The organism is Stenotrophomonas sp. 99219_Sma (assembly GCF_056480785.1).
The window spans coordinates 4,582,331-4,591,526 of the sequence record NZ_CM151117.1; the positions used below are offsets into that span (position 1 = coordinate 4,582,331).

General features: G+C 68.4%; 9 protein-coding genes. 6 read left to right on the top strand and 3 right to left on the bottom strand.

Going from position 1 to position 9,196, the window contains the following annotated elements; genetic code table 11:
• Nucleotides 1-14: 14 nt before the first annotated feature.
• The 3 genes from ACZK13_RS20865 to folE all read right to left on the bottom strand — a co-directional run bounded on the left by ACZK13_RS20865 (nt 15) and on the right by folE (nt 2,896).
• Nucleotides 15-716, bottom strand: coding sequence for a DUF4194 domain-containing protein (locus tag ACZK13_RS20865; RefSeq protein WP_005411692.1), 702 nt, complete (start codon nt 714-716; stop codon nt 15-17).
• Nucleotides 703-2,172, bottom strand: a complete 1,470-nt coding sequence (locus ACZK13_RS20870) for a DUF3375 domain-containing protein (RefSeq protein ID WP_253143486.1) — start codon at nt 2,170-2,172, stop codon at nt 703-705. Before ACZK13_RS20870 ends, ACZK13_RS20865 begins: the two co-directional genes overlap by 14 nt.
• Nucleotides 2,173-2,284: 112 nt before the next feature.
• Entirely contained in the window at nt 2,285-2,896 is a 612-nt protein-coding gene (gene folE, locus ACZK13_RS20875) for a GTP cyclohydrolase I FolE (protein ID WP_004141296.1), read from the bottom strand.
• 545 nt (nt 2,897-3,441) lie between these two features.
• Here folE and ACZK13_RS20880 point away from each other — a divergent pair.
• The 6 genes from ACZK13_RS20880 (at nt 3,442) to ACZK13_RS20905 (ending at nt 9,086) form a co-directional block, all read left to right on the top strand.
• Nucleotides 3,442-3,897 carry a MarR family winged helix-turn-helix transcriptional regulator gene (locus ACZK13_RS20880; RefSeq protein WP_012481667.1) on the top strand — a complete coding sequence of 152 codons (456 nt, stop codon included), beginning with the start codon at nt 3,442-3,444 and terminating at the stop codon, nt 3,895-3,897.
• Between the two features lie 108 nt (nt 3,898-4,005).
• Nucleotides 4,006-4,215: a DUF1656 domain-containing protein gene (locus ACZK13_RS20885; protein ID WP_010487502.1), complete on the top strand. Its 210-nt coding sequence runs from the start codon at nt 4,006-4,008 to the stop codon at nt 4,213-4,215.
• Nucleotides 4,212-5,129, top strand: a complete 918-nt coding sequence (locus ACZK13_RS20890) for an efflux RND transporter periplasmic adaptor subunit (RefSeq protein WP_032973896.1) — start codon at nt 4,212-4,214, stop codon at nt 5,127-5,129. Before ACZK13_RS20885 ends, ACZK13_RS20890 begins: the two co-directional genes overlap by 4 nt.
• A complete protein-coding gene (locus tag ACZK13_RS20895) occupies nt 5,126-6,586 on the top strand; it encodes an efflux transporter outer membrane subunit (protein WP_049400357.1) in 1,461 nt (486 codons plus the stop codon). Before ACZK13_RS20890 ends, ACZK13_RS20895 begins: the two co-directional genes overlap by 4 nt.
• Before the next feature lie 3 nt (nt 6,587-6,589).
• Entirely contained in the window at nt 6,590-8,629 is a 2,040-nt protein-coding gene (locus ACZK13_RS20900) for an FUSC family protein (RefSeq protein WP_049462913.1), read from the top strand.
• A 61-nt stretch (nt 8,630-8,690) separates the two neighbouring features.
• Nucleotides 8,691-9,086 (top strand): hypothetical protein, encoded by a 396-nt coding sequence (locus ACZK13_RS20905; protein WP_125895899.1) that lies wholly within the window; start codon nt 8,691-8,693, stop codon nt 9,084-9,086.
• Nucleotides 9,087-9,196 lie beyond the last annotated feature (110 nt).

Genomic DNA, 9,196 nt, shown 5'->3' on the forward strand with positions numbered 1-9,196 from the left:
GATGTTAGGGTCTCTCAGGCCTCGGCGGCCGGGGTTTCGCGCAGCTGGCGGTACACCGCCGAAAGCTGGGACACGTCTTCGGCGGAGAACAGCAGCTTCAGCGCCGGCGAGACTTCGTGGCGGTCTTCCTGGCCGCTGAGGCGGGTCAGGATGTGGTTGTCCTTCATTTTCTGCACCGCCGAGGCGACACGGCGGTTGAAGCCGGCGCGGTCGGTGGACAGGTTCTTCTCGTAGATGGCCAGTGCTTCGGCCATCTCGGCATCGGCCACCACCGCGCGGTTGCCGCGCGCATCGGCCTCGGCCAGCTGCTGGCGCAGATACAGCAGCAGCACCGAGTCGATGAAGGTCAGCGGCGAGGTGCGCAGCAGCACCGGCGCGTCGACGTCTTCGGTATCGGCCTGGCGGGTGAACGCCACGCCGCTGTCGCGATCCAGTACCAGTTCCAGGAACAGGTCGGCCAACGACGAGCGGATGGCGGCTTCGCTGCGGATCAATGCCGGCCACAGCTTGGCGTGGCGCAGCTGGTCGATGCTGGGGCCGATCAGCAGCTGGCACAGCGCGCGGCGCGCATCCAGCGGCAGGCGTCCGGTATCGCCCAGGTAGTACACGTCGTTGCCACGGCGGGGCTGTGCCACGGCCGCCACCGGCTCGGCTTCGTAGGCGTCTTCCGCCACGTCGGCCTGCGCTGCATCGATGGGATCTTCATGCCAGCTCATGGCGTCTCTCCTGGGTGAACCAAACCAGCGGGATGCGGGCGCGACGGATCTGGCCGTCGCCACCACGCCATTCGGCAAGCTCCTGCTCGCCGGCGATCACGTTGCCGAAGCGCGTGCCCAGCGACAGGTAGCCGATGACGCTGCCCAGGCCCTGCGGCGCTTCACGCTGCGACAGCGCCTGGGCAATGCTGAGCCGCGGCTGTGCATCGAGCAGGTCGTGCAGGTCGCGGCGCAGGGTGCGGAAGTCGATTTCGGACGAGGCGACCAGGTCGCCAACGCTTTCCAGGCTGATCGCGGCCGCGTCGTTGTATTCGACGTTGCCATCGACCTGGGCACTGCGCGGATCATGCAGCTTCCACTGCGACCACGAACGCAGGCGGCTGGTGGTCAGCTGCAGGTCGCGGCCGATGCCACGCTGTGCGGGGAACTCGTCGCGCAGCGCCAGCGCTTCGGACTGCGCCTGTTTCAGCAACTGGTTGAGACGGCGCTGTTCCAGGTAGCCACGGCTCTGCACGAAGCCGCGCAGGCTGCGCGCAAAGTTCTGCAGCACGTCGTGCACCTGGCCACCACGCTCGAGCATGGTGCTGGTGAAGCCACGCAGGAAGTTGCGTTCGTTGCGGTCAAGGCGGCGCGCAAAGCCACGCGCCAGCACCGCTTCCAGCGCGGCATCGAGCTGGGCGCTCCGCTCGGCGTCGTTGAGCAGGCGCCAGAAGGCCTGGAAGCTGCGCCCGGCATCACTCTCGCCGATCACGTCCACGCCTTCGAACAGCTGCGACAGCACGTCGCCGCGCTCGCCCTCGTCGTCGATGATGCGTTCGCGGAAATCGCGGTTGAGCTGTTCGAAGTCGTCGCGCACGCGGCGGAAGTCCTCGGTCAGCTCGTCGGCGAGGCCGATGATCTGGCGCGCACGTTCCAGCGCGCGCTTGCCGTCCAGCGCGATCACGCGGCCAGCGCCGACGCGGGCGATCTCGGCGTCGATGCGGTCGCGCTCGTCGCGCAGCGCCGACAGGCGCGCATCCGGATCGGACTCGGTCTGCGCGGCCAGCTGCGAGAGCTGTTCGATGACCAGCGCCAGGCGGCTTTCGGTGGCAGCCACGCGGGCCTGCTCCAGGCCATCGGCGAAGCGGATCGCCTGCAGTGCCGCGGTCGACAGCTCGTACTGCTCCTGGTCTGCGCCTTCGGGCAAACGGCGTTCCAGCCAACCCTGGGCCAGCCAGTGCGCGATGTAAGCCTGCGCGGTACGCGGCAGGTCGCGCGACAGTTCGTCGCCATTGAGCTGGTCCAGCGCACGTTGCAGGCGCTCGTTGAGCACTGACGACGACAGCGTGCGCTCGCCGTCCATCAGCAGCCCCTGCAGCAGGCCGATGATTTCCGGAGCGTGGTCGGCGGCGAGCAGCTTCCACTGGGGCTGTTCGCGCAGATGGCGGTAACGGGAGATGCGTTCGCGATGCTTCATGCAGCGAAAGAGGTCTGTTGGGCTGACAGGGACGAGCAGCCACGCACGGCGGCCGCGCGGGCAGCCGTGGGCATGCCGGCCCGCAGCGGCCGGCGGAGTGCGGGCAAGCGGCTCAGCGCTTGCCGCCCACTTCGATGAAGCGCAGGAACTCGGCGCGGGTACGCGCGTCGTCGCGGAAGCTGCCCAGCATCTTGGAGGTAACCATGCTGACGCCGCGCTTGTGGATGCCGCGGGTGGTCATGCATTCGTGGGCGCCTTCGACGACCACGCCGACACCGATCGGCTGCAGCACATCCTGGATGCACTGGGCGATCTGCGCGGTCATCTTCTCCTGCACCTGGAAACGGCGGGCATAGGCTTCGACGACGCGGGCCAGCTTGCTGATGCCCACCACCTTGCCGGCCGGCAGGTAGCCGACGTGCACGCGGCCGATGATCGGCGCCATGTGGTGTTCGCAGTGGCTTTCGTACTCGATGTCGCGCAGGACGATCAGTTCGTCATAGCCGGCCACTTCCTCGAAGGTCCGCTCCATGTAGGCGCGCGGGTCGTCGCGGTAACCGCTGAACCAGTCGCCATAGGCTTCGGCAACACGGCGGGGGGTATCCAGCAGGCCTTCACGGGACGGGTCCTCACCGGCCCAGCGCAGCAGGGTGCGCACGGCATCCTCGGCCTGGTCCTGGGTCACGTCGCCCTGCGGGGCGGCCTTTTCGTTGTTCTTGCTCATTGCGTACAGCGTCCCGAACGGGGGGCGAGCATCGTACCCGACCGGGGGGTGGGTCGTCCTGTTGGGACGGTTCATCGGGGGGTCGTTGTTGGCGCGTCGTTGCTGTCGGCCTGGAGGGGGAGAGGGGGCTGCGCAGGACACGCCGTAAACCCCCCTCCGGGGTCCGGCCCAGCCGCTGGCGGCTGTGCGTTCGAGCGCTTGCGAGGCATGCCTCGCAGGCAAAGCGCCCTCACCCATGGGGGCTCGATGGCGCCATCCATGGCGCCAACGGTCCTGCGCAGCCCCCTCTCCCCCTCCTTGACGGTTTCCTGCGGGCGCGACCGGACCGCCCGAAAGCGGGGGTCAAAAGCGGGGTTCATGGCTCCGGAAGCACCGCGCCGCTGCTGTGGTTTTTCCTGCTTTGGTGGGTGCGGACCTTGGTCCGCACTGCATCTGCTGCTGCCCCACCCGACACCAGGCAGGCGCAACGCTTTCCTCACTACACCCCGCCCATTCAGCAAAAACCATTGATAGGAATGAAATTAGTAGTATCCTATCTATCTCTTATGGACCGACCCCTCGACGAGCGCACCGTGCTGCAGATGCAGCTCAGCTCCGGCCTGCTTTACGCAGGGCGGCAGTGGCAGCGCCTGGCCGACAGCCGGCTCGGCAGCTACGGCATCTCCACCGCCTGCACCATGCCGCTGCTGATGATCGGCCGCTCCGGCGGTGGCATCCGCCAGGTGGCGCTGGCCCAGCAGCTGGGCATGGAGGGTCCTTCCCTGGTGCGCCTGCTGGACAAGCTGTGCGCCAGCGACCTGGTCCGCCGCGAGAGCGACGCCAGCGACCGCCGCGCCAACCTGCTGTGGCTGACCGACGCGGGACACGCGCTGGTCAGCGAGCTGGAAGACCAGTTGATCGGCCTGCGCCAGGACGTGTTCGGCGAGCTTTCCATGGATGAACTGCACGCCGTGCTGAAGGCATGGCGCCTGCTGGCCGAGGCTGCCGACCGCATCACGTAAGAGCGCTGCCCCCGAATACCGCCGCTGCCGTGCACACGCCAGCGGCTTTTGCCCGTTGCTGTTGTTTCGTTGTTCCTCCCCTCCCCCACCTCGCCCCCGCCCCTACCGATGCCCGGTGAATTCAGTCTCCACGGAGTGTTCGTCCCGACCCTGCTCGGGTTGATGTTGTTGGCCTATCTGGTCAACAGCGGCCTGCACGCGCTGCTGCAGCGTGCCGGCGCCTATCGCCATGTATGGCACCCGGCGCTGTTCAACCTGGCGCTGTACGGAATCGTGCTGGGCCTGCTGTTCCACCTCCTGCGTTGGATGCAATCGTGAACAAGATCGTGAAGAAGACCCTGCCGGTGCTGCTCACCAGCGCAGCCGTGATCGTCGCCCTGCTGGTGCTGCGCCAGCTGTGGGTCTATTACATGGATGAGCCATGGACCCGCGATGCCCATGTCGGCGCCGACGTGGTGCAGGTGGCGCCGGACGTATCCGGACTGGTGGAAACGGTGCAGGTGGCCGACAACCAGGCGGTGAAGAAGGGCGACCTGCTGTTCGTGGTCGACCGTGCCCGTTACCGCATCGCGCTGGAGCAGGCCAAGGCCAGCCTGGGCGAGCGCCAGGCCTCGGTGGCACAGCTGCGCCGCGAGATCGGCCGTGACCGCAGCCTGCAGGACCTGGTCGCCGCCGAGGACGCCGAAGTGCGCCGCGCCAAGCTGCAGGCCGCACAGGCCGCGCTGGCCACCGCACAGGCGGCGGTCGACCTGGCCGAGCTCAACCTGGGGCGCACCGAGGTGCGCGCACCGGCTGATGGCCGGGTCAACGACCGCACCATGCGCGTGGGCGACTACGTGGTGGCCGGCAAGCCGGTGCTGGCGCTGCTGGATACCGGCTCGTTCCGCATCGATGGTTACTTCGAGGAAACCCGCCTGCGTGGCGTGGCCCCGGGACAAGCCGTGGACATCCGCCTGATGGGCGAATCGACCCCGCTGCGTGGCCATGTCGAAAGCATCGCCGCCGGCATCGAGGACCGTTACCGCAGCAATGGCAGCACCCTGCTGCCGAACGTGACCCCGGCCTTCGACTGGGTGCGCCTGGCGCAGCGCATCCCGGTGCGCATCGCCATCGACGAAGTACCCAAGGGTGTGGAACTGATCGCCGGCCGCACCGCCACGGTGACCGTGGACACCGGCCGCCATCCGCACAACGACAAGGCCGGCACGGCGCCGACACAGGCGGGCCTGTGAACGCCGCCCTGCCCCGTCTCGGCCTGATCGTCGCGCTGGCCAGCCTGGCCGCGTGCAGGACCGTCGGCCCGGACTATGCATTGCCGGAAGGTTCGGCGTTCAAGCGCCCGCAGGCCAATGCCGCCTTCATCGATACCCAGAACCCGCAGATCGCCGCCAACCAGGCGCTGCCCGACCGCTGGTGGTCGCTGTACAACGACCCGGTGCTGGATGGCCTGATCACCCAGGCGCTGCGTGACAACGTGGAGCTGAAGGCCGCCGATGCGCACCTGCGTCGTGCGGCGGCGGTGTACGAACAGGCGCTGGACGCCGGTGGCTTCGAGTACGAGGCCGAGGCCGGGGTCAGCCGCGCGCAGCTGTCGGCCGAATCGTTCCTGCAGGAACACGAGCTGCCGGTGATCAACCTGGCCGATGGCAAGTTCGCGGTCAGCTACCAGTTCGACCTGTTCGGCAAGCTCAAGCGCGGCGCCGAAGCGGCCCGTGCCGACGAGCAGTCGGTCGCCGCGGCACGCGATCTGGCCCAGGTCAGCGTGGTCGCGCAGGTGGCCGACAGCTATCTGGAAATCTGCCACGCCAACCACGAACTGCACGTGGCCGAGCATTCGCTGCAGCTGCAGCAGCGCAGCCGTACGGTCACCGAGCGCCTGATCGCGGCCGGCCGTGGCACGCCGCCGGAACTGGCCCGCGCCAATGCCCAGGTGGCGCTGCTGGAAGCTGCACTCCCGCCGCTGCAGGCGCAGCGCTCGGCGGCCGCCTATTCGCTGGCCGCGCTGCTGGGGCAGACCCCGGGCCAGCTGCCGGCCGGTGTGATCGACTGCGCGCACGCCCCCGCCCTGGCGCAGCCGCTGCCGGTCGGTGATGGCCGTGCACTGCTGCAGCGTCGCCCGGACGTGCGCCAGGCCGAGCGCAAGCTGGCCTCGGCCACGGCGCGGATTGGTGTCGCCACCGCCGAGCTGTACCCGGACATCCGCCTGGGTGCCTCGCTCGGTGCCGCCGGCCTGCTGGAAGACTTCGGCACGCCGATGACCCAGCAGTGGTCGATCGGCCCGCTGATCTCGTGGACGCTGCCGTCGTCCGGCACGCACGCACGCATCCACGCCGCCGAAGCCGGTGCCGATGCGGCCCTGGCCGAGTTCGACCACACCGTGCTGCAGGCGCTGCGCGAGACCCAGACCGCACTGGACCGCTATGCACAGGACCTGCGCCGGCTGCAGTCGCTGCGCATCGCGCAGGAGCAGGCCGCACTGGCCGCCGAGCAGAACCGCCGGCTGTACCAGGGCGGCCGCACGCCGTACCTGTCCAGCCTGGATGCCGACCGCAGCCTGGCCACCAGCGATGCCACCCTGGCCGCCGCCGAAGCGCAGGTCTCGCGCGACCAGATCCACCTGTTCCTGGTGCTGGGTGGCGGTTGGCAGGCCAGCGCCGCCGCGCCCAACGCCTCGACCGCAGCGAAGTAAGCCATGAACGCGCTGACCGACCGCCAGGCCTGGCTGTTCTCGATCAAGACCTACCTGGCCGCGGTGGCCGCGCTGTACATCGCCATGGCCGGCAACCTGTCGCGCCCGTACTGGGCGATGGGCACGGTGTACATCGTCAGCCAGCCGCTGCTGGGCCCGACCCGCGCCAAGGGCGTGTACCGCATCGTCGGTACGCTGGTGGCGGGCCTGGCCACCCTGCTGGTGCTGCCGGCGCTGGTGGAATCGCCGCTGGTGCTGAGCGCGGCAATGTCGATCTGGCTGGCCGGCTGCCTGTTCATGGCCCTGCTCAACCGCGGCCCGCGCGGCTACGCGTTCCTGCTGGCCGGTTACACGACGGCCTTCATCGGCTTCCCGGCGGTGACCTCGCCGGAAACCATCTTCGACACGGTGGTGGCACGCAGCGAGGAGATCATCCTTGGCACGGTGGTGGCGGTGCTGTTCGCGTCGCTGCTGTTCCCGGCCTCGGTACGTCCGATGCTGCGCGCGCGCATCGGCAACTGGATGGAGGACGCCGCGCAGTGGTGCCGGCAGATCCTTGAACGTGGCCGCGCGCATGCGCCGCGCAACCGGCTGGCCGCCGACCTGGTGCAGTTCGAGGCGCTGATCGAGTTCCTGCGCCGTGATGATCCACGCCATGCCGGTTCGGCGGTGTCGATGGAGCGCCTGCGCGAGCGCATGCTGCTGCTGTTGCCAGTGCTGTCCTCGATTGCCGACCGCCTGAGCGCGCTGCGCAGCGATGGCCAGGCCCTGCCGGAAGGACTGCCGGCACTGGTCGACGATATCCATGACTGGCTGGACGGGCCGACCAACGCCAGCGAGTACGCCCGCCTGCGCGCGCGCATCAGCGCACTGAAGCCGCAGGTGGACCGCGACCTGCAGCACCTGCAGCTGGCCAGCCTGCTGCTGCGCCTGGAGGAACTGGTGGACCTGTGGCAGGACTGCCGCACCCTGCAGCACGCGATCGACCACGGCACCGCGCCACTGGACCGCGCGCACTACCGCATCCGCACCGAACGCGTGGCCGCCGACAAGCACGTCGACTACGGCATGGCGCTGTTCTCCGCGCTCAGTGCCGGCGTGGCGCTGATGAGCTACTGCGTGCTGTGGATCGCGCTGGGTTGGGAAGGTGGTGGCAACGGCGCGATGATGGCCGCGGTGACCGCTGCATTCTTCGCTGCACAGGACGACCCTGCACCGAGCATGGTGTCGTTCCTGGTGTGGGCGATGGTCGCCTCGGTGGTGGCTGGCGTGTACCTGTTCGGCGTGTTCCCGGCGGTGCACGACTTCGGCCTGCTGGCATTGGTGCTGGCGGTGGCGTTCCTGCCGCTGGGCTTGATGCTGCACCACCCCAAGAGCGCATTGTTCGCGTTGCCGTTGACGGTGAACCTGGCCGCGCTGCTGAGCCTGCAGAACACCTACAGCGCCAACATCCAGACCTTCCTCAACTCGTCGATTGCGATGTTCATCGGCATTGGCTTTGCGGTGGTGATGACCCGCCTGTTCCGTTCGGTGGGTGCCGAGTGGACCGCACGCCGCCTGGTGCGGCAGGGCTGGACCACGCTGGCCGAGGCCGCCGAAGGCCGTGGCCAGCAGGACCGGCAGCGCTTCGCCGCACGCATGCTCGACCTGCTGGGCCTGCTCGCACCGCGCCTGGCAGCGACGCCCGAGGGCAGCGACATCGCCTCGGTGGACATGCTCAACGAGGCGCGCATCGGCCTGAACATCCTGCAGTTGCGTCGCGCACGGCTGGAACTGCCCGAGCGCAGCCGCGAAGCGGTCGAGCACATCCTGGAAGAAATCGCCGTGCATTACCGCCGTCAGATCGCCGCGCGCAAACCGATTGTGGCGGCCGAGGCGCTGCGCGAGCGGCTGGATACCTCGCTGGGCCGGGTCGGCAGCGTGGCCGCCTGCAAGGCGCGCGACGAGGCGCTGATGGGCTTGATCGGCCTGCGCTTCGCGCTGTTCCCGGAGGCGAAGGCGTTGGCGCCGGGGCTGGCGGATGCCAACACTGCATCGGCCTGATAATGAGCACTAGCGCCGGGCGACGCCCGGCAGCCTTTCACCACGCCCACAGGACGGTTCAATGAGTTACGACATGATGGTGTTCGAGGCCAGCACCGCTCCACGTGAGGCGGCGGCCTTCATCGCCTGGTTCGAGAAGCAGACGCAGTGGAACGAACGCCACGAGTACGACGACCCGGCGGTCAGCAGTCCCACGTTGCAGGCGTGGTTCGCGGAGATGGCACAGGAATTTCCGCCAATGAACGGGCCGTTGAGCAATGACGACGATGATCGTGCTGAGGTGACCGAGTACAGCATCGGTAGTCAGGTGATCTACGGCGCGTTCGCCTATTCGGTGGCCGAGCGCGCGCATGGCCGCGTGCAGGACCTGGCCGAGAAGCACGGCGTGGGCTTCTTCGATGTGAGTGCCGATGAAGCGGCGATCGTGTTCCCGGATGGCCTGGTACTGATCGCGTAGATCCACGCAATGCGTGGATGAACCCCGAAGCGATCAGGACGCTCTTTTGTAGAGTCGAGCCATGCTCGACTCCGTGGCCCATCAGCCGAGCATGGCTCGGCTCTACATTA

Coding starts and splice junctions, on each gene's coding strand:
- ACZK13_RS20865 (WP_005411692.1), bottom strand. CDS start 716: ATGAGCTGGCATGAAGATCCCATCGATGCAGCGCAGGCCGACGTGGCG.
- ACZK13_RS20870 (WP_253143486.1), bottom strand. CDS start 2,172: ATGAAGCATCGCGAACGCATCTCCCGTTACCGCCATCTGCGCGAACAG.
- folE (WP_004141296.1), bottom strand. CDS start 2,896: ATGAGCAAGAACAACGAAAAGGCCGCCCCGCAGGGCGACGTGACCCAG.
- ACZK13_RS20880 (WP_012481667.1), top strand. CDS start 3,442: ATGGACCGACCCCTCGACGAGCGCACCGTGCTGCAGATGCAGCTCAGC.
- ACZK13_RS20885 (WP_010487502.1), top strand. CDS start 4,006: ATGCCCGGTGAATTCAGTCTCCACGGAGTGTTCGTCCCGACCCTGCTC.
- ACZK13_RS20900 (WP_049462913.1), top strand. CDS start 6,590: ATGAACGCGCTGACCGACCGCCAGGCCTGGCTGTTCTCGATCAAGACC.
- ACZK13_RS20905 (WP_125895899.1), top strand. CDS start 8,691: ATGAGTTACGACATGATGGTGTTCGAGGCCAGCACCGCTCCACGTGAG.